At 62.1% G+C, this 16,026-nt stretch carries 24 protein-coding genes; 11 read left to right on the forward strand and 13 right to left on the reverse strand.

Annotated elements, in window-relative coordinates:
• The first annotated feature begins 270 nt into the window (after nt 1–270).
• The 4 genes from AB7G19_RS24090 (at nt 271) to AB7G19_RS24105 (ending at nt 3,203) form a co-directional block, all read left to right on the forward strand.
• Nucleotides 271–906: a DUF5343 domain-containing protein gene (locus tag AB7G19_RS24090; protein WP_354130244.1), complete on the forward strand. Its 636-nt coding sequence runs from the start codon at nt 271–273 to the stop codon at nt 904–906.
• On the forward strand, nt 903–1,481 hold the full coding sequence (locus AB7G19_RS24095) for a hypothetical protein (protein WP_439036433.1): 579 nt from the start codon (nt 903–905) through the stop codon (nt 1,479–1,481). Before AB7G19_RS24090 ends, AB7G19_RS24095 begins: the two co-directional genes overlap by 4 nt.
• Nucleotides 1,482–1,812: 331 nt before the next feature.
• Nucleotides 1,813–2,328, forward strand: a complete 516-nt coding sequence (locus AB7G19_RS24100) for a ParB N-terminal domain-containing protein (protein ID WP_354113137.1) — start codon at nt 1,813–1,815, stop codon at nt 2,326–2,328.
• Between the two features lie 140 nt (nt 2,329–2,468).
• Nucleotides 2,469–3,203, forward strand: a complete 735-nt coding sequence (locus tag AB7G19_RS24105; protein WP_354113136.1) for a transglycosylase SLT domain-containing protein — start codon at nt 2,469–2,471, stop codon at nt 3,201–3,203.
• A gap of 82 nt (nt 3,204–3,285) precedes the next feature.
• Here the strand turns inward: AB7G19_RS24105 and AB7G19_RS24110 are convergent, their stop codons facing one another.
• Nucleotides 3,286–3,489: a hypothetical protein gene (locus tag AB7G19_RS24110; protein ID WP_354113135.1), complete on the reverse strand. Its 204-nt coding sequence runs from the start codon at nt 3,487–3,489 to the stop codon at nt 3,286–3,288.
• Between the two features lie 388 nt (nt 3,490–3,877).
• On the opposite strand from AB7G19_RS24110, the gene AB7G19_RS24115 reads away from it, so the two are divergent.
• Both AB7G19_RS24115 and AB7G19_RS24120 read left to right on the forward strand, forming a co-directional pair.
• On the forward strand, nt 3,878–4,051 hold the full coding sequence (locus AB7G19_RS24115) for a hypothetical protein (RefSeq protein ID WP_198518601.1): 174 nt from the start codon (nt 3,878–3,880) through the stop codon (nt 4,049–4,051).
• Nucleotides 4,052–4,194: 143 nt separating this feature from the next.
• The gene (locus tag AB7G19_RS24120) at nt 4,195–4,887 is read left to right on the forward strand and encodes a phasin family protein (protein ID WP_354113134.1); all 693 of its coding nucleotides are present in this window, start codon (nt 4,195–4,197) and stop codon (nt 4,885–4,887) included.
• A gap of 228 nt (nt 4,888–5,115) precedes the next feature.
• Here the strand turns inward: AB7G19_RS24120 and AB7G19_RS24125 are convergent, their stop codons facing one another.
• Entirely contained in the window at nt 5,116–5,313 is a 198-nt protein-coding gene (locus tag AB7G19_RS24125; RefSeq protein ID WP_014495617.1) for a hypothetical protein, read from the reverse strand.
• A 100-nt stretch (nt 5,314–5,413) separates the two neighbouring features.
• Nucleotides 5,414–5,710: a hypothetical protein gene (locus AB7G19_RS24130; RefSeq protein ID WP_014495618.1), complete on the reverse strand. Its 297-nt coding sequence runs from the start codon at nt 5,708–5,710 to the stop codon at nt 5,414–5,416.
• A 489-nt stretch (nt 5,711–6,199) separates the two neighbouring features.
• Between AB7G19_RS24130 and AB7G19_RS24135 the strand changes: the two genes are divergently transcribed.
• Both AB7G19_RS24135 and AB7G19_RS24140 read left to right on the forward strand, forming a co-directional pair.
• On the forward strand, nt 6,200–7,246 hold the full coding sequence (locus tag AB7G19_RS24135) for a hypothetical protein (protein WP_354113174.1): 1,047 nt from the start codon (nt 6,200–6,202) through the stop codon (nt 7,244–7,246).
• Between the two features lie 185 nt (nt 7,247–7,431).
• Nucleotides 7,432–7,656: a GCG_CRPN prefix-to-repeats domain-containing protein gene (locus AB7G19_RS24140; protein ID WP_371498184.1), complete on the forward strand. Its 225-nt coding sequence runs from the start codon at nt 7,432–7,434 to the stop codon at nt 7,654–7,656.
• Between the two features lie 68 nt (nt 7,657–7,724).
• Here the strand turns inward: AB7G19_RS24140 and AB7G19_RS24145 are convergent, their stop codons facing one another.
• Nucleotides 7,725–8,231, reverse strand: a complete 507-nt coding sequence (locus AB7G19_RS24145; RefSeq protein ID WP_071914417.1) for a hypothetical protein — start codon at nt 8,229–8,231, stop codon at nt 7,725–7,727.
• 346 nt (nt 8,232–8,577) lie between these two features.
• On the opposite strand from AB7G19_RS24145, the gene AB7G19_RS24150 reads away from it, so the two are divergent.
• On the forward strand, nt 8,578–9,372 hold the full coding sequence (locus tag AB7G19_RS24150) for a transglycosylase SLT domain-containing protein (protein ID WP_354113133.1): 795 nt from the start codon (nt 8,578–8,580) through the stop codon (nt 9,370–9,372).
• A gap of 262 nt (nt 9,373–9,634) precedes the next feature.
• On the opposite strand, the gene AB7G19_RS24155 is transcribed toward AB7G19_RS24150, so the two are convergent.
• The 4 genes from AB7G19_RS24155 to AB7G19_RS24170 all read right to left on the reverse strand — a co-directional run bounded on the left by AB7G19_RS24155 (nt 9,635) and on the right by AB7G19_RS24170 (nt 11,913).
• Nucleotides 9,635–9,922, reverse strand: coding sequence for a hypothetical protein (locus tag AB7G19_RS24155; RefSeq protein ID WP_063983572.1), 288 nt, complete (start codon nt 9,920–9,922; stop codon nt 9,635–9,637).
• A 183-nt stretch (nt 9,923–10,105) separates the two neighbouring features.
• Nucleotides 10,106–10,387 (reverse strand): hypothetical protein, encoded by a 282-nt coding sequence (locus AB7G19_RS24160; protein WP_071914421.1) that lies wholly within the window; start codon nt 10,385–10,387, stop codon nt 10,106–10,108.
• A 66-nt stretch (nt 10,388–10,453) separates the two neighbouring features.
• Nucleotides 10,454–11,125, reverse strand: a complete 672-nt coding sequence (locus tag AB7G19_RS24165; protein ID WP_354113132.1) for a cell envelope biogenesis protein TolA — start codon at nt 11,123–11,125, stop codon at nt 10,454–10,456.
• A gap of 254 nt (nt 11,126–11,379) precedes the next feature.
• Complete coding sequence (locus AB7G19_RS24170) at nt 11,380–11,913, reverse strand: helix-turn-helix domain-containing protein (protein WP_354113131.1); 534 nt, start codon at nt 11,911–11,913, stop codon at nt 11,380–11,382.
• A 287-nt stretch (nt 11,914–12,200) separates the two neighbouring features.
• Here AB7G19_RS24170 and AB7G19_RS24175 point away from each other — a divergent pair, with 287 nt between their 5' ends.
• Nucleotides 12,201–12,551 carry a zinc ribbon domain-containing protein YjdM gene (locus AB7G19_RS24175; protein WP_354113130.1) on the forward strand — a complete coding sequence of 117 codons (351 nt, stop codon included), beginning with the start codon at nt 12,201–12,203 and terminating at the stop codon, nt 12,549–12,551.
• A gap of 20 nt (nt 12,552–12,571) precedes the next feature.
• Here AB7G19_RS24175 and AB7G19_RS24180 read toward each other — a convergent pair whose 3' ends face one another.
• From AB7G19_RS24180 to AB7G19_RS24190, 3 genes are all read right to left on the reverse strand, one after another.
• Nucleotides 12,572–12,973, reverse strand: a complete 402-nt coding sequence (locus AB7G19_RS24180; RefSeq protein WP_354113129.1) for a VOC family protein — start codon at nt 12,971–12,973, stop codon at nt 12,572–12,574.
• A 73-nt stretch (nt 12,974–13,046) separates the two neighbouring features.
• Nucleotides 13,047–13,967: a DMT family transporter gene (locus AB7G19_RS24185; RefSeq protein WP_135216145.1), complete on the reverse strand. Its 921-nt coding sequence runs from the start codon at nt 13,965–13,967 to the stop codon at nt 13,047–13,049.
• A gap of 76 nt (nt 13,968–14,043) precedes the next feature.
• Nucleotides 14,044–14,460: a nuclear transport factor 2 family protein gene (locus AB7G19_RS24190; protein ID WP_441268141.1), complete on the reverse strand. Its 417-nt coding sequence runs from the start codon at nt 14,458–14,460 to the stop codon at nt 14,044–14,046.
• 122 nt (nt 14,461–14,582) lie between these two features.
• On the opposite strand from AB7G19_RS24190, the gene AB7G19_RS24195 reads away from it, so the two are divergent.
• Nucleotides 14,583–15,164, forward strand: coding sequence for a bifunctional transcriptional activator/DNA repair enzyme AdaA (locus AB7G19_RS24195; RefSeq protein WP_028151760.1), 582 nt, complete (start codon nt 14,583–14,585; stop codon nt 15,162–15,164).
• A gap of 25 nt (nt 15,165–15,189) precedes the next feature.
• On the opposite strand, the gene AB7G19_RS24200 is transcribed toward AB7G19_RS24195, so the two are convergent.
• Both AB7G19_RS24200 and AB7G19_RS24205 read right to left on the reverse strand, forming a co-directional pair.
• Entirely contained in the window at nt 15,190–15,336 is a 147-nt protein-coding gene (locus AB7G19_RS24200; RefSeq protein ID WP_166096368.1) for a hypothetical protein, read from the reverse strand.
• A 283-nt stretch (nt 15,337–15,619) separates the two neighbouring features.
• Nucleotides 15,620–15,874, reverse strand: a complete 255-nt coding sequence (locus AB7G19_RS24205; protein ID WP_028161188.1) for a hypothetical protein — start codon at nt 15,872–15,874, stop codon at nt 15,620–15,622.
• Between the last annotated feature and the right edge of the window lie 152 nt (nt 15,875–16,026).

Raw genomic sequence — 16,026 nt, forward strand, 5'->3', positions numbered from 1 at the left:
TCTATCATCTACCCGGCTCCTTCCTTGGCTCTGATGGCCAATATCATCCCCGAGGATCGTTCTTGGGGGTATATGGTCGTTATGAGGAACCCGAAGATGCTGCCGGAGAAGAAAAGAGCAATCGGGGCAACGTAACCGCCTGATTAGCCGCCTGTTAACGAGCCAGAATAGATCCAGTCTTATCGGCCTTTAGTTGTGGATATAAAGACCACTGCTGTTGATTGAAAAGAACAGATCATGCACATCTCTACTTTCAATTAGGGGTAGAGTATGGCGCTTCCTCGCAGCTATTTAACTTCGGCAAAAAACCTCGGTGCGATTTTGGAGGCAATGAAGGCCGCTCAAGCACCCTCCAAATTCACGATCAAATTCCTAGAGTCACTGGACTTCAAATCCACCGCGGACCGGTTGATTGTTGGCGTACTTAAGTCGGTCGGTTTGATTGGACCAGACGGATCACCCACAGAGCGCTATTTTCGTTTTCTAGACCAAACACAGTCTGCCGTGGTGCTCGCAGAAGGTATCCGAGATGCCTATCGTGACCTGTTTCAGGTCAATACAAGCGCCCAGAACATGACGAAAACTGACGTCATGAATAAAATGAAAACCCTAGGCCAAGGGCAATTTTCGGAATCTGTCATCGATAAGATGGCGATGACGTTTTTAGAACTCTGCAAGCTTGCTGACTTCAAAAAACAAGCGTCCCTCTCGGACGCCGTTTTGAGTGCGCAAGTGGATGAGCGACCCCAGAGTTTACCGACGATGCCACAAGCAAATGGCGCAACGGCCTCCCCTCCGAGTTTTGGCGGCCTCAACTACGTAATCCAAGTCGTCTTACCTGAAACCAGAGATCCGAAGATTTACGACAGCATCTTCCGAAGTCTGCGGGAGCATCTCATCGGATGACCCCCTCGGATAGAATCTACAGCTTTGTCTTTAGAGGCCTGCTCGCCAAAGAGGCGATCGATTCCGTAATTGCGGAATCTTCTGAGCCTAACGACCAAGCCACGGAAGACGTCGAAGCATTGCTAGCTCTTGATGCCCTTGACGAGCGGTTCGTTCAGGAGGCACGCCAGATGGCACAAGTTTACGTTCTGATTGCGGCCTTTGAAAACTCCGTCAGGGAGTTGATCTCTTCGACGCTCAAGGAGGAAGTCGGAGAAAATTGGTGGGCTACGTGTGTGTCAGACAAAATTCGTCAGCAAGCTGCTCAGCGCATGGAGGAGGAAGAGAAGATACGCTGGCACACGCCGAGGGGTAACGATCCTATCAATTTTACGATGCTTCCGAACCTCTTAAATATCATTCGCCAGAATCAGGATCGCTTTCCTTTGCTCCCCAATATCGAATGGGCATCAAACATTTTCGAAGTAATCGAACGTTCTCGCAACGTGATCATGCATTCTGGACGAGTCTCGAAACGCGACATGGCAAGACTTGGGACGTTCATTCGCGACTGGGCTGCACAAGTATATTCTTAAGGTGCCGCCCCACTGATGAAATGCAGCAATCCGTAGAGTTACGGTGACAGTGCACAAAACCCATGATGCACGATGGCTTGGCGGCAAGAGCTGATCATGGAATTACGGTGACAGCGCACTAAATTCACTCGCTCCGATCTGCGGGTTCGGATCGCTTTTAGTGCGCGACCTCGATTGATTGCACTGTCACCGTCATCGCAGATTGGTTCCGGCTTCGATGCTCATCAACACCCTGCCGCCGAAATTGCCTTTGCCGTCGAACCCTTCTCTCCTAAACTCCCAACACCACCGGCATGGGTTCCGACGGGCCCGGTAGAAGCGGAGTCGAGTTATGCCCACATCGGAAAGCTTCCCGATCGAGAAGATTTTCGTTCCCACGAAAATGAAGAAGGCCATCAAGCCCGAGATCGTCGGGGAGATCGCCGAAAGTATTCTGGACATCGGACAACAGGCCCCCATTTTCGTTCGGCCCGACGGAGACCGCCTCGTTCTGGTCGAGGGACTGCATCGGCTCGAAGCCTGCAAGGCGCTCGGCGAGACAACCATTATCGGTGTCATGGTCCCGGCGGAGTTGGCTCAACACAAGCCGCTGCTGTCCGACGGACCCGAAGTCGAGGCAGAGCGCATCAAGATGGCGCGATTGAAACAGTTGCGGCTCGAGAAGGAAGCCGCAGAGGCATCGACGGCTGCCTTGAAGAGCGTCAACGCAACGGAATCGCCGCGCACCCGTTCGACGAAAGGCGTCCGCGACAATCCGAAGGCATCACCGGGCCGGACTGCGGGATCGACACCGAAAACATTGTCGGACTGGATCACGCAGCAAAAGGGCACCGGCGGCCGCTATTGATGGCCGGCTCCAGCTCTTGAGATTTCAGCGTCTTGAGATCACAGCTCGAATTGCGGTGACAGTGCTGCGCAAGCGCAATGTCAGGAAAACGCAGCCACCCTCTCCCTCGCTTTCGCAACCTCCGAAGAGGCGCTCGGCGGATGCGAAAGGCGTTCGCCCACGCACCGCGGATCGTCCGGATCGCGCTCAGCGTAACAGTCTTGCTTGCGGCCCTCGCCCTCCTCGACATCGCCTATCAAATCATCCGCAAACCAACCGAGCTCTTCGCCTTCGTCGGCCACTCCCTCGACAAGGACCCCGCCGAGATCTGGCGCCAATACGGCCCCCTCTTCCGCACCTATTCCACCGCGACGATCACGCCCGAATTGCTGGCCGCGCTGGCGCAGGTCGAGAGCTCTGGCAATCCGGTGGCGCGCACCTATTGGCGCTGGCGATGGAGCCTCAATCCGCTCGCGATTTACCGGCCCGCCTCCAGCGCCGTCGGCCTCTACCAGATGACCGATCCGGCCCTCAGCGACGCCGCACGGTTCTGTGTCCGCGGCAACGCGGTCACGGAGACCGGCTGCGGGTCGACCTTCCTCTACACCCGCGCGATCCCGAGCCTCGCCATCGAGCTGGCATCGGTGTATCTGGACCGCAATGTGGCCGACGTTCTCGCCCGCGCGGGCGATGTGAAGGCAAGCCGCGAGCAGAAGCAGGATCTGGCCGCCTTCATCCATCTCTGCGGCGCCGGTCCCGCCACGGCCTACGCACGCCGCCACTTTCAGCTGACGGCCGGCGAGCGCTGCGGCGATCATCTCGTCGCAAGCTATATCTCTGGGGTCAATGCGATGAAGCGGCAATTTCAGCGCCTGGCGGCGGATGACGGCGGTTAGCTTGTCCGTAGGATGGGTAGAGCACTTGCGAAACCCATCGTGCCATGACGGCTGTTGATGGGTTTCGCTTCGCCCAGAGACCTCACGGCTCATCATTCGCCGGCGCGTTGCGGCGTGCTTGCCTTGCGGCTTGTCTTTCGTCTTTTCTGGCAACCCAGTGCGCGCGAAATCGCTTCGCGGCATGAAACGCCCGCGGCGCCACGACCTGAAACGCCATGGAGGCAACGCCAGCGACAAATCCCTTCACCACGTCAAAAGCGAAATCGGGTCCAAAATACTCCCACATGACCCTGCATCCTTCTTCGCGAAGGCACCGCCGGGCAGTCGTGGGCTGACATGAAAAATGGAAAGGCCCCGTCCGTCACCGGCGGGGCCTCAAGAAAAATCCCTGCACGCGCCGTTGCGCGCACGCGAAACTCTCTCGGTTCACCCGCTCATGGTGGACTCGATGAAAGAGCTGCAAAGCATGGCCGTGCGATTGAAAACGCCCATAGCGATCATCCCGAAATTGCCAAATGCCGACCCGCCGGTGCGCATCGCCGAGCAAGCGCACGAGGTGTAGTGTCGGCGCCACAGAAGCAGACCCGAGGGCTGCCGTCTGTGTGCCATTTCACAATTACCGGAAGACTTTTATAAGGCATGATGAGCAAGCGTGGCCCGCAGGAAGGACCGCCATGAACGGCAATCGCTACTACGGGGTTCGGGTCGAGGGCGCCAAATACGGCGTGGGTTTTGGCTCCGCACTCGCCATCGCAATCTCGTACACCAACAATCATTCGATCCTGTGGGCGATCATCCACGGCATCTTAGGCTGGCTCTACGTGATCTATGTCGCCCTGTTCGGGTGACGACGAACGCGCAAGGACCGGGACGCCCGTCATTGCGAGCCACCGGGTCCGCGCGGAGCGCGGCCCGATGACAGGCTCCGCGAAGCAGTCGAGGCCGTCACCCGCGAATTGCGCCTTGCCGATGCCCGGCAAAATCTCACCACATGGCCGCCACGCAAGCAACAACCCACAATCGCGATTTCAGCGCAAACACGACGGAGGCTTGCGGCTTCAGCGATATTCAGGAGTTATTTGCAATGTTGAGTGCGGGCGAAAATAAGACAACGGGAAAATCCGGCCGGCGCGGCGCGAAGAAGAAGGCCGGGCAACGGACCAGGGCCGGCGAGCAACACGCAACTGCGGCCCATCAATTGCCGGATGCCTCGGCGGAGATCAGCCAAGAGAACAAGCAAGAGAGCACCCAAGAGAACAGGCAAGAGGCCGAGCAAGAGATAAGGCAAGAGACGAGCCGAGAGATCAGTGCCCAGATACCCTCGGCTGCAGCCTTGCCAGGCGAGGCTTCCGGGATGGAGATCGCTGCAAGCGCGCCCGTCGCACCGGTGGAACCCTCCCAGGCCAGCCCGCAGGCGATTGCCGATGCCTATAGCGACTACACGAGGACGTCGCTTGAGCACGCCTGGAACTTCCTGGGAAAGCTCGCGGCGGCGCGCTCACCCGTCGAGGCCTTTGAGCTTCAGATGGAGTACGCGAAACAGGTGTGCGGATCGTTGATCGCCGAATCCCAGAAGATCGCCGAGTTGCATGGACAATTGACCAGACAAAGGGTCATGCATTTTGAGGGATTCGTGGCCAAGCTCACCCAGACGACGCTCGAAATCCGCGCGACACGTCACTAATGACAACTGCGTATTCCGACACAGCGGGGGGAGCGAGCGTAGCCCGGATGGAGCGACTTGTCCGCCGTAGCTCGAAGAGCGAAGGCGGAAGCGAAATCCGGGCTACCTGCCGCGGTCTCGGCATCGGCTAACGCATGATCCGGAAAAGTGCGAAGCGGTTTTCCGAAAAGATCATGCTCAAACAACAACCTAAAGCGCGATGACGATTCATCTCAATCTCATCGCGCTTTAGCCGGTTGTCTTGGCCCGCTGCACTTCGTGCGGGTGGCGACGATCGCCGCGCCGATTTGACTTGCGAACGTAGGTGACGAGTGCCTCGGGGTTCTCGAGCTTGATCTTCAGCGCCGCGACCAATGCGTCCTCGGCTTCGATCGTGAGCACCTTGGCACGCACCCCGAGCTTCAACCCGACAGTATATGACGTCATGGCAGACTCCACGGGTCCAGGCTTCCACCGTACCTCAATCGGCGTCTCTTCGGAACAGCCCTGCTCAACACATCCCCTTTCGCCGCCGAATAAAGCCGGATCACGACCGCTCTATCAGGATCGGTGAACCGAGCTCTTCGAAATGAAAGAGCTGAAAGACCCGCTGGCCGTTGAAGTCGAGCACTCTCAAATCATCGGTCTCGTGCAGATTGCTTTCGACCGCGTGAAAGTGCCCGCCGTAGCGCTCTCTGGCGAGCGACAAGGGAACCTCGAACGCGACGAACTTGCCGATGCCTTTTTGCCTGAGCACCCCAAGGAGCTTCTGGTCGTCCAGGGACTGGTGCGAGGTGAGAATGAGCAGCGGACCGCTCGCCGTGAGCAGCAGAAGCGATTTCATTGGATCCTCCTTTGCGCCCCTCCCTACCTGATCTTCGCCGGGACTCCTTCAGGCGCTCCAGCTCCGTACGAACCTGCGCCTCCATGGCGTCTTGCAATGCGAGTATGCCCCTGCTGGACAATTCTGCGGAGGCCTTTCTGTCCAGATTCTGCTTCCAATCCCGGATGGCTTGCTTGGTGGCCTTTTGGGCCTCCGACGTCGTCTTAACGTACTCCATCATGCAGGCGTCGGCCATTGAGCATGTCTGGCACTCCTGGGGCCGCGGCCGGACCTGAAAGAAGCAGAGCGGCTGTCGCGGTGGAGACCCTCATGGCGCTTCCTCCCGCGATAGCACAGCACGTCGCAGGGATGCCCCGGGGAGCAGCGCCCGGCTGCTTCAGCAACCGTAGCCCGCCATAATTTCTCCTTCGCTCACGCGTTGTGTTGGACAACGGTGAGGCCTATCCTTCCGACGATCGGACTGCCGCACTCCCATTGACGCCCGACTGGATGGAGCGCGCATCGGTGCCTGAAGCGAACGACCCCAAGCCTGATACCGACAAGCCTGAGGCCCAAAAGCCTGAGGCCGCCAAGCCGGACGAGGTGCGCGCCGATGGCGGGCTGGCGCGGGCCTATGACCAGATCAAGAGCGCAGAGCAAGACCTTGCGCGGCTGGACCGGCTGGTTTCCGGAATGGAACGCGGCAACGAAGCCCCGCGGACCTCGCAGGCCAGCGCCGGAGCGAAGGCAGCCGAGGGTCCCAAGGACAAGGTGCCGGCACCGGTTAGCAAGGTGGGCAATCAAGGCCTGAAGGGAGATCGGACCATGCTGCGTGCCCTGGTTGGCCTCGTGTTGGCGATCGGCCTTCTCGGCGCCGCCTTCGCTTCGCAATATCGCGATGAGGCCAAGTCGATGACCAGGTCCATCATGGCGCGATGGGCTCCGCCGGCCGCGAGCGAACCCGCGCGAGCGTCCGTGGTCGAAAGTCCGGCGCAACCGCCGGCCGTGCAACTGGCTGCTGCGGATGGGCCCAGTCCGGTGCCCGCGCCGCCGCTCGGCAAGGAAACGGAAAGCGCTCCAAGAACTGACGCTCCAAGAGCTGAGGCTCCAAAACCTGACGCTGCAAGACCTGACGCGCCAAGAACCGGCGCCACGGCGCCTGATCCGTCATCGTCCGATCTCGCGCAATCGCTCAAGACCATCACCAGCGAGCTTGCGAGCATCAACGGAAAGCTCGAGCAACTGAAAAGCCGCAACGAGCAGACGCTGCGCGAGCAGGCCGACACCATTCAACAGCTCAAGGCGGCGCAGGAGAAGGATGCCGCGGACAATGCGCGCCTCGCCGCACAGGTCCAGGCGCTGCAAACGCAACCGACGACTTCATCGGCGCCTGCACCCGCGAAACCCGTCGTGCGGAGCGCGACGAGCAGCGAGACGGCTGCGCCTGCACGGCCGCACGTGCAAGCGACCGCCCCCCGGCGGCCCAGGCCACCGCCGCCGCGAGGACGCTGGATGCCCCCGCCCTATATGGCCGACCCCTACGATCCGGATTGGTAAGCCGTCAGCGTTCTCGGCCAAGAGGCTTGGTGCCAAGAGCCTTGGTGCCAAGAACCTTGGTGCTATGCTGCGCGGTGATCGGCCGGCAGGCCCTCGGCCAGATCTGTGCGACGTCACGACGGGCCTCGGCATGAAGGAGCAAGCCCATGACCAGGCACCTTTCACGCGTCCTGTTGACCCCCATGATGCTTCTGTTTGCAGTCTGCGCGGCCAGCGCCGCAGACGGCTGCGGCACCGGTTGCCACGCCACCGTTTCCGGCGCGTGCGTGGTCGATGGCTGGGCAACGGGTGCGCGGGTCTGGAATCAATGTCCGGCCACGTCGCGTGCGCGTCCGCCTTGCGGCGGTTCGGATTACGTCTGGGACTCTCGCAAACGGGCTTGTTTCCCGTCGACGCGCGATTGGCTTTGAAGCCCAGCCCGCAGGATGGGGGCGCGCGAGCGCTCACCCCATCCTGCGAACGACGCTCTACGCCCGCCTCACCGTACCTCGCACACCGACACCTTGGCTTCGATCCCGGTCGGCTCGAGCTCTTCCGTCGCAAGCTCCTCGCTGCAGTACTCGCCGACCGAGACGTCCTTCATCCTGCGCTTGACCTGCTCGCACGTCTTGCGGACGTCTTCCGTGAAGAGCGCGCATTCCTCGATGCGTTTGAAGATCTTCCGCCCCTCGTCGCGATACCCCGCTGCCGTCTCGCGCATGAAGGCGATCGCATCATGGACCTGGGCTGTCAGCGCCTCGCATTTTCGCGCGGCATCGATCAGCTCGGCGCCCATGGCCTCGATCTCCTTTGCAGCGGACTCATAGTCACGAATGACCGCCTCTGCACTGAGCGCGCCCACGCGCGTGACCCCCTCGGTGTGCTCGACGTAATCGGGCAGCGCAATTGAAGCAATCGAGCTTCCCGTGCGCACCGATGCAATGTCCGCCTCGAGCTGGACCAGGTTTACGCCTTCACGTCTGCGCAATTGTTCGACACTTGCCATGATTGACCCTCCCAATACGCTCCCCGTACCCCAAACGGCGCTGAGTGTATTACGTGGATAAGCGACCTTCTAATCAGATATGTCGTTGACAGTCGCAGCTTTGCCATTTTTGTGCAGTTTCCACCCCGGCACGCAGCGATGATGGATGTCATCAGCGCTCAACCTCTCCTAGTCGCGGTTCGAATTGCGGTGACGGTGCCCCCAACTCTCAGAGGATAGGGACGAATCGTTGCAGTGATACCCCCACACGATCCATAGGATGGGTGGAGCGGATCGATCCCCATCAACTTCGTCAGGTGATGGATTTCGCAAAGCCTCAACTCATCCACGCGCTTCCACCAGACCCATGCCAAGGAAAAGCAAGAGCCGCCTCCCCCGCCTTCGCAGCGTCCGGCGGGGCGCCCGGTGGGTGCGAAAGAGGTTCGCGCGCGCACCGAGCGTGGTTCGGATCGCGGGTAGCGTGGCGATCCTGCTTGCGGTCGCAGCGCTTGTGAACATCGTCTATCACGTCATCCGCAAGCCGACCGAGCTGTTCGTCCTTGTCGGCAACGCGCTGGACAAGGAACCGGCCGAGAACTGGCGGCAATACGGGCCGCTGTTCCGAAGCTTTTCCACCGCGACGATCACGCCGGAATTGCTGGCGGCGCTGGCGCAGGTCGAGAGTTCGGGCAATCCGGTGGCGCGCACCTACTGGCGCTGGCGATTGAGCCTCAATCCGCTCGCGATCTACCGGCCCGCCTCCAGCGCCGTCGGCCTCTACCAGATGACCGATCCCGCCTACGCCGACGCCGCACGGTTCTGTGTCCGCGGCAACGCGGTTACGGAGACCGGTTGCGGGTTCACGGGCCTCTATACCCGCGCGATCCCGAGCCACGCCATCGAGCTGGCATCGGTGTATCTGGATCGCAACGTGGCTGACGTTCTCGCCCGCACGGGCGATGTGAAGGCAAGCCGCGAGCAGAAGCAGGATCTGGCCGCCTTCATCCATCTCTGCGGCGCCGGTCCCGCCACAGCCTACGCGCGCCGCAAGTTTCAGATGATCGCCGACGAACGCTGCGGCGATCACTCGGTTGCAAGCTATATCGCCAGGGTCAACGCGATGAAGCGGCAGTTCCTGCGACTATCGGCGGATGCCCCGTAGGGTGGGTTTGCCTGCGGCTGCGCGAAGCGCAGTGCACCAGCCTAGACATTATAGTCGCGAGGGCGCGTGCTTCAGCGGGCTGGCCGGCGCTTTGAGGCGCGTTGATATCCTTCCAACACTCATCGCTTTCCTAACGCGCGCTTATGCGAGGCTTGCCGCGAAGAAGGCGCAACCAGTGCCTTGCCAGCCACGAAGATCATGCGTTTTGGCAAAGGCTCAACCCGTCCCTATATGCGGGTGCTTTCCGCCGCGCGCTTGCGCCCTACCTGATCTTCGCCAGGCACTCCTTCAGCCGCTCCAGCTCGGAACGAACCTGCGCCTCCATCGCGTCCTGCAATGCGAGTATGCCCCTGCTGGACAGTTCGGCGGAGGCCTTTCTGTCCAGATTCTGCTTCCAGTCCCGGATTGCTTGCTTCGTGGCCCTTTGGGCCTCCAACGTCGCCTTAGAGTACTCCTTCATGCAGGCGTCGGCCATTGAGCATGTCTGGCACTCCTGGGCGGCGGCCGGGCTCGAAAGAAGCAGGGCGAGTATCGCGGTAGGGACTCTCATGCTGATTCCTCCCGCCCAGGAGCATAGCACGTCTCGGGGATGCCTCGAGGAGCAGCACGTAGGATGGGAGGAGCGCTTGCGAAACCCATCGTGCCGCGACAGCTATCGATGGGTTTCGCTTCCGCCTTCGCTCTTCGAGCTACGGCGGACAAGTCGCTCTACCCATCCTACGCATCTATTCTTCTACCACCAGTACGGCCACCGCCATCCCTCATAGCGGACCCATGACGACACATAGGGCGGGCCGTTCGGATCGACTCGGTCGTCTTCAGGGCGATAACGATATCGTGGAACAATGTAGTAATCCCACGGCGTCGGCCTGAGCACGGGCGCCGTGACGATAAGCCTCTGCTGTGGTTCGCGAACCACCTGGGCCTTCCGCGTCCGGGCTTCAGCGCCTGATATCCCGAGGTTGCACAGCACCAGGGCCGTTCCGAGCGCACACGCGGCGGTGATGATCTTCATGCGTTGGTCTCCTTCCCTGGAAGAGTGCAAAAGGACGCAAGGCAAGGCAAGCTAAATTCGCTCGCGCTACGTGCGCGCGCGGCGCAGAGCCTCCTCGAGCTTTTTCCTTTGCTTGTCCCACCGGCCCTGCTCGGCCTCGGCGCGTTCGTAGAGCGCGGCCCGCTCGGCTTCGATCGCCTCCGCCTTCGCATCGTACTGCCGCCTCGCATTGTCCAACGCCGCCTGGGCCGTGGCGACCGCCTTGTCGCGGCGCGCGCGCTGCTTAGCGTGGGCGGCCTCTTCCTTGCGTCGCTCGGCGTCTCGCCGCCGCTCTTCCTTCTCGAACGCCGCGGCGGCTTTGCGCGCGTCCTGATCGTCAATCTTGCGTGACTGTTTTGTTACGCCCTCGGCCGGACGCTGCTTCGACTCGGATTTGGACTTGGATTTGGATTTTGGCTTGGCCTCATCGTCGGCGAGATCGGTCGGCAGCGCGGCGCTCTCGGTGAACGGGCCGCCGGAGCCGACCGGGCGCCGGAGCACGACGCCCGGGCTTGCCATGGTCGCCGCGACGATGTCGGGGTCGTTGGTCTCCTTCGCGGCGCCCTGATGGAAGAGGTTGAAGCTGGCGCCCCAGGCCTCCAGCGCCGCCTTCATCGAGGGTGCGGCGACCGCCTGGTCGTAGAAGCCGAGCGAGGTCTGGTAGGTCTTCAGTTTTCTTTGCGGTTTTCTTGTCGCTTCGCTTTTCGGTTTTTTCGGCATGTCGCCCCGCGGCCCCGGCGACGCACCTGTCCGTCGCACCGGCGCCACCATGCCATAGTGCCCCTGTTTTGCCCGACGAGTCAAATTTTATTCGGGATCACCGAAATCGATGCGAGGCAAGCAACGACCTGGCTTGCCGACGGATCAACACAAAATTCGGTCTCGCAGCCCCCTGAAATCATGCGTGTTTTCTACTGTGCATGGGGTTGTTTTCGACATTTTTGTTGGCCGCGCAGTTCCGCGAGGTGTGCCCCCTACGCGTCGACGTCCTCAGGCGCCGGACCTGCCACGAGCCCGTCGAGGCCGACCATCAGCAAATCGGCGATGTGCATCAGCTGGTAGAGCGGAATGTCCGCCTCGCCACTCTCGGCCAGCGCCAGGAAGGCGGGCGTGACGCCGATGCGCTCGGCGAGCTGGAGTGCGGTGTAGCCGCGGGTCTCGCGTGCCGCTTTAACACGCGCGCCGATCCCGAGCCGGTGCCGGGACTGCTCGTCCGCGGTCATCATGACGGCCTGTTCGTCCGGGCTCGCATAACCCTCGGCGAACGCGCTGCCGATCAGTCTGCCCTTGCGCCAGGCGACGCGGCAGTCCTTGCGCAGTCCGCTGCTGAAGACCAGCGTGAACTGCTCGGCGACCCATAGCGACGAGTTGAGCTGCAGGCGGGCGCCGGTGCCGGAGACATCGCGGATCGTGCAGGGCACGCTGACGAGGCTGCCGGTGCCGTTGTCGAACTCGACAATCCCGGTTCGCAACGTCTGATGTCTGGCAGCGGCACGATGCTCGCTCATGACCTGGACTCCCAAAGCTTGCGGCAGCGTCGAACGGCGTAGCCGACGCATCCGTATGATCAGGACATGGATACCGCGGAATTTTTCCCGAACTCCTAAGGCTCCGGCACTTCAACCGGGACCGGACGCCATGGTAAAGGATTTGCTCCCAATCCATCTTTTCCGGCGGAATGCGTGCGGCGCGCCCGTGAGAGCGTTTTCGAGCGAAGTGGATACCGGTTTTCGTAAAGAAAACGCGCCAAAACAAAAACCTGGAGCAAAGGCTCTAGGGGGTGACGAGGCAAGCAATGACCGAACCGATGAAATGCCCGAACTGCCAGTCGGACCACGCCTATCAGGACCGCGATCTCTGGGTCTGTCCGGAATGCGCCCATGAATGGCGCGCTGGGGGCGATGCGGCCGCGCCTGCCCCGCAGGAGGCCGGGGTGCGCGATGCGCATGGTAATGCGCTCGCCGATGGCGACAGCGTCATCGTGATGAAGGACCTCAAGGTCAAGGGGTCGTCGTCGGTCGTCAAGGGCGGCACGAAGGTCAGGAACATCCGCCTCCAGGACGCCACCGACGGCCACAACATCGCCTGCAAGATCGACGGCATCGGCGCGATGAATTTGAAATCGGAGTTCGTGAAGAAGGCCTGAGCCGCCCGCGTCCGCTCGCGCTATTCCTCCAGCAGCGCGTCATACCCCTTCGCGGTGAACGCCAGAAGACAAAACCCGTGCCCGAACGGATCGGCCAGCATGGCGATCCGGCCATAGGGCGCATCGCACGCGGGCGCCTCGAGGATCGCACCGGCGGCAAGTGCGCGCGCGACGGCGGCATCGACGTCGTCAACGACGACGTCGATATGCAGCGGCGTCCAGTGCCGCTCGTAGCGGCGGCGGTCGCTGCCCGCGCCCGGTGTGCCGGCCTGCTTGGTCAGAAGATACAGCGGCGCGGGCCAGCCCAGCAGCTCGACGAAGTCGGTGCCGAAGCGGCGGCCGACCGTGAGGCCGAAGGCGGCGGTGTAGAAGGTGGTCGCTTGCGCTGCGTCGGGAACGTCGATGTTGAGCAGGATGGTCATGACGGGCAGCGTAACCCGGACGGAGCGGACGCATAATCCGGAATCTTGCCGCACCTCCGGTCGCGCTATGCGATCACCGCTGCCGCTGCGCCAGATAGAACCCGCACAGCACCGTGACCAGACCCGCCACCTGCAACATCGTCGGCGGCTCGCCGAGCAGCAGCCAACCGACCAGGAGCGTCAGCGCCGGCACGCAGGCCGGGATCACGGCGGCGCGGGCGACGCCGAGGCGCTGGACCGAGACGGCGAACAGATAAAGCGCGGCGGGGCCGGCGAGCACGCCCTGCGCCAGCGCCTGAATGGCATTCTCGGTCACACCGATCGCCGCGACATGGGCGAGACCGACGGTGGCGAGATAGATCGGCAACAGCAGCAGCGACAGCACGTTGATGACGAGCGCGGCCGACACGGCGGAGACGCGCCAGTGCCGCAGCAGCGCGCCAAAACCGGCGAACATGAATCCGGTGAGCACGAAGGTCAGATCGCCGAGCACACCATCAGACCCGATATGGCCGATCGATTCCGCGCCGATCACGCAGAGGCCGCCGACGATGACCAGGGCGCCGGCAAGGCGCGACGCGGAGATGTGCTCCTTCAGCACGACTGCCGCGAGCAGGAGGCCGCCGAGCGTCGCGCAGGAGGGCTGGATCACGCTGCCGTGGCCGAGCGGCACGAACAGGAATCCAGTGTAGGAGATCAGCGACATCACGGGACCGCCGAGCACCATCAGCACAAGGCCCCTGCCCCAGCCGATGCCGCAGAGATCACCGATGCCGGCGCGCGCGACCAGCGGCAGGAACGCGATGCCCGACCAGACATAGCGATGCACGAGCAGATCGACCGGGGTGAAACCGACCTTGAGGCCGTGCCGCGTGCCGGCAAAGCCCAGCGCCCAGAACAGCGCAGCCGACAGGCCGCAGATGACGCCGAGTAACGCCGGCGCCGCATCGTTCTTCTGAATGAGAGCGTCAGCGCCGCTCGTTCGCTGATCCATCGACAAGCCTTATGTCAGCGCGTGAGCCGCCTCAACCCACGCCGTTGCAGGTCTGGCACGCAGCGTAGCCCAACCATCATGCCTCCTCGCCGAACACCATCTGCCATCCGTTGCGCGTGTCCATGTATTCCCGCACTTCGCGAATACGGTCCCCGGCCACCGTGAACACGAAGCAATAGTCGTTCTCGTAGGGCTTGCCGCCCGCAAGCGCGGCACGCATCCGCTCCTCCACGATCACGACATCGCCGTCGGCGTAGACGCCGCGGAAGGCGATATCGATCTCGGAAAACATCCTGTGCATCTCCTGCGCGATGAAGCGCGCGATCGCTTGCGCGCCCACCATGTGATCGGTGTGATCGAGCGCGACGGCGGTGGCGTTGCCCTTCGGCGCGATCCATTCGGCATCGTCGGTGAACAGTGCGGCGATGCGGCCGGCATCGCGCGACGAGAAGGTCTTCCAGGCGTTGAGAACGATGTCTTTCGGGCTGGTCACGGCGCGCTCCAGAACTGGCATTGAGGGGGCTTGCATCGAGGGCCGCCTTCTAGGCCACCATGCGCGTTGCGGCTCGCCACAATCGGACTCGGTCATCCCGCGGCCCTTCCGCCCGCGCGGGCATGCGCTATCATCCGGCCATGCTGAGTTTTGACGACTGCAACGCCGCGCGCCTGCGCAGGGATCCCCGCTATGACGGCCGCTTCTTCACCGCAGTGAAGACCACGGGCATCTATTGCCGCCCGGTCTGTCCGGCCAAGCAGCCGCTGACGCGCAACGTCGTCTATTACCCCACGGCGGCCGCGGCCGAAGCCTCGGGATTCCGGCCCTGCCTGCGCTGCCGTCCCGAAACCGCGCCGTTCTGCCCGGCCTGGAACGGCACGCGTTCGACGGTCGCGCGCGCGGTGAAGCTGATCAACGAGGGCGCGCTCGATGAAGATTCGGTGGTGACGCTCGCGATGCGGCTCGGCATCTCCTCGCGTCACCTGGCGCGCTTGTTCGAGCGCCATGTCGGCGCGACGCCGCAGCAGCTTGCCAAGACGCTGCGCGTCCAGCGCGCAAAACGCCTGCTCGATGCTGGTGAACACACCATGACCGACATCGCGTTTCAGGCCGGCTTCGGCAGCTTGCGCAGATTCAACGCCGCGTTCGCCGAGCTCTATGGAAGATCGCCGTCCAGCCTGCGCTCATCGAAGCATGCGTAGCCCGCATCGAGCTGCGCAAGTTCGCTCAGAAAAATCCGGGGCTGAGATCGAGCCCATAGGTCAGGCTCAGCACGAACACGAACAGCGCGGCGGCTGCGAACAATGCAATATGTCTGAGAATAAACGCGCGCGGCGAGGTGGTGGCAATAACTGCTTTTTGCGCAACGGGCATGACGGCTCCATTATGAAAACGGTTTTTGGCCGCCACTAAGCGGCGCCCGCATCAGGCGCCGCGATCTGCAAAGCAACTATTAAAGAGATCACACTCGTCTTGAACGGCCGTCCACAATCGGCGCGCGACGGCGGTTTTTCTTGCCGCGACTTTCTCAACCCGCGCACGGCCGCGCCAGAACGTGGCTCGCTTCTCAAAAAAAAGACCGCGCTCCTGAAAGGGAACGCGGTCCATGCAGGCTCGGGAGGAGACGAGCCTGTTTCATGTCTTCAAGCGATTGAGATCAGCGGGCCGTGCCCGTCGTGACGTCCGCGGTCTTGACCTTGCGCGGCGTCAGCACGCGGGCCTGGTGGACCGAAGCGACCGTGGTCGGCACGGTTGCCTGCTGCTCGACATGCGCGGCACCGAGCACGCGCACCTGCAGGGGGGAGACCGGAAAACCGTTGGCCTCATAGGTCGGCAGCTCGGCGGCGAAGGCCGCGGTGCTGCCCGCGATCGTCAGGATGGCGGCGGCGATCGACAGAGTCTTCTTGTTCATTGGTGATGCTCCTGAGTGGAAGGTTCGGAGCACATTTAAGCGCGTTTTGCTGCATTGCGACATGCTCTGTTGCATTGCAACAGCGCGCCCGCTGCATGGCAATATGTTTAATGCGCACAAGCGCTTGGTCGAAGCCCCGCCAGACGCGACAT

Source organism: Bradyrhizobium sp. 215_C5_N1_1 (assembly GCF_052075935.1).
In the GTDB taxonomy this organism is placed as follows: domain Bacteria; phylum Pseudomonadota; class Alphaproteobacteria; order Rhizobiales; family Xanthobacteraceae; genus Bradyrhizobium; species Bradyrhizobium barranii.

Coding starts and splice junctions, on each gene's coding strand:
- AB7G19_RS24090 (WP_354130244.1), top strand. CDS start 271: ATGGCGCTTCCTCGCAGCTATTTAACTTCGGCAAAAAACCTCGGTGCG.
- AB7G19_RS24095 (WP_439036433.1), top strand. CDS start 903: ATGACCCCCTCGGATAGAATCTACAGCTTTGTCTTTAGAGGCCTGCTC.
- AB7G19_RS24100 (WP_354113137.1), top strand. CDS start 1,813: ATGCCCACATCGGAAAGCTTCCCGATCGAGAAGATTTTCGTTCCCACG.
- AB7G19_RS24105 (WP_354113136.1), top strand. CDS start 2,469: ATGCGAAAGGCGTTCGCCCACGCACCGCGGATCGTCCGGATCGCGCTC.
- AB7G19_RS24110 (WP_354113135.1), bottom strand. CDS start 3,489: ATGTGGGAGTATTTTGGACCCGATTTCGCTTTTGACGTGGTGAAGGGA.
- AB7G19_RS24115 (WP_198518601.1), top strand. CDS start 3,878: ATGAACGGCAATCGCTACTACGGGGTTCGGGTCGAGGGCGCCAAATAC.
- AB7G19_RS24120 (WP_354113134.1), top strand. CDS start 4,195: ATGGCCGCCACGCAAGCAACAACCCACAATCGCGATTTCAGCGCAAAC.
- AB7G19_RS24125 (WP_014495617.1), bottom strand. CDS start 5,313: ATGACGTCATATACTGTCGGGTTGAAGCTCGGGGTGCGTGCCAAGGTG.
- AB7G19_RS24130 (WP_014495618.1), bottom strand. CDS start 5,710: ATGAAATCGCTTCTGCTGCTCACGGCGAGCGGTCCGCTGCTCATTCTC.
- AB7G19_RS24135 (WP_354113174.1), top strand. CDS start 6,200: ATGGAGCGCGCATCGGTGCCTGAAGCGAACGACCCCAAGCCTGATACC.
- AB7G19_RS24140 (WP_371498184.1), top strand. CDS start 7,432: ATGCTTCTGTTTGCAGTCTGCGCGGCCAGCGCCGCAGACGGCTGCGGC.
- AB7G19_RS24145 (WP_071914417.1), bottom strand. CDS start 8,231: ATGGCAAGTGTCGAACAATTGCGCAGACGTGAAGGCGTAAACCTGGTC.
- AB7G19_RS24150 (WP_354113133.1), top strand. CDS start 8,578: ATGCCAAGGAAAAGCAAGAGCCGCCTCCCCCGCCTTCGCAGCGTCCGG.
- AB7G19_RS24155 (WP_063983572.1), bottom strand. CDS start 9,922: ATGAGAGTCCCTACCGCGATACTCGCCCTGCTTCTTTCGAGCCCGGCC.
- AB7G19_RS24160 (WP_071914421.1), bottom strand. CDS start 10,387: ATGAAGATCATCACCGCCGCGTGTGCGCTCGGAACGGCCCTGGTGCTG.
- AB7G19_RS24165 (WP_354113132.1), bottom strand. CDS start 11,125: ATGCCGAAAAAACCGAAAAGCGAAGCGACAAGAAAACCGCAAAGAAAA.
- AB7G19_RS24170 (WP_354113131.1), bottom strand. CDS start 11,913: ATGAGCGAGCATCGTGCCGCTGCCAGACATCAGACGTTGCGAACCGGG.
- AB7G19_RS24175 (WP_354113130.1), top strand. CDS start 12,201: ATGACCGAACCGATGAAATGCCCGAACTGCCAGTCGGACCACGCCTAT.
- AB7G19_RS24180 (WP_354113129.1), bottom strand. CDS start 12,973: ATGACCATCCTGCTCAACATCGACGTTCCCGACGCAGCGCAAGCGACC.
- AB7G19_RS24185 (WP_135216145.1), bottom strand. CDS start 13,967: ATGGATCAGCGAACGAGCGGCGCTGACGCTCTCATTCAGAAGAACGAT.
- AB7G19_RS24195 (WP_028151760.1), top strand. CDS start 14,583: ATGCGCTATCATCCGGCCATGCTGAGTTTTGACGACTGCAACGCCGCG.
- AB7G19_RS24200 (WP_166096368.1), bottom strand. CDS start 15,336: ATGCCCGTTGCGCAAAAAGCAGTTATTGCCACCACCTCGCCGCGCGCG.
- AB7G19_RS24205 (WP_028161188.1), bottom strand. CDS start 15,874: ATGAACAAGAAGACTCTGTCGATCGCCGCCGCCATCCTGACGATCGCG.